Below are 540 nucleotides of genomic sequence, written 5' to 3'. Positions count from 1 at the left end.
TCCCGGATGCTGCGCCGCAGGACGGGGCTGCGGCTGCGCGACCTGGGCCCGATGCGGGCGGCGCGCCGGGAGGCGCTGCTGGACCTGTCGCTGACGGACCGGCGCAGTGGCTATCCGCTGGAGATGGTGGTCCGCGCGGCGGACGCGGGCTGGCGGGTGACGGAGCGGGACGTGCCGTATCTGCCGCGTACGGGCAGGTCGAAGGTGACGGGCACATGGCGCGGGACGTGGCAGGCGGTGCACGACATGCGCGCGGTGCTCGCGCGGGAGCCGGGGGCGGCGCCCGGCTCGGGTGCGGCGGCGGATGTCGTCCCCGAGGACGTGCGCGACGAGCGGGCGGGTGCGCGGTGACCACGATCCTGGTGATGGCCAAGGCCCCCGTACCCGGGCGGGTCAAGACGCGGCTCACTCCGCCGTTCCGGCCCGAGGAGGCCGCGGCGCTGGCCGAGGCCGCGCTGTGCGACACCCTGGACGCCGTCCTGGCGGCGCCCGTGCGGCGCCGGGTGCTGGTCCTCGACGGGGCCCCGGGCGCGTGGCTGC

General features: G+C 78.0%; 2 pseudogenes. Both read left to right on the top strand.

The annotated features are described in order from the left end of the window. A pseudogene (locus tag GT042_RS20150) lies at positions 1 to 351 on the top strand (glycosyltransferase); the annotation flags it as partial. Then, positions 348 to 540: pseudogene (locus tag GT042_RS20145) on the top strand (glycosyltransferase); the annotation flags it as partial. The pseudogenes GT042_RS20150 and GT042_RS20145, both read left to right, overlap by 4 nt.

The sequence above is a fragment of the Streptomyces sp. SID3212 genome (assembly GCF_009865405.1).
Lineage (GTDB): Bacteria > Actinomycetota > Actinomycetes > Streptomycetales > Streptomycetaceae > Streptomyces.
The sequence above is the reverse complement of the archived record's forward strand: the minus strand, read 5'-3'. Positions and strand labels throughout refer to the sequence as shown.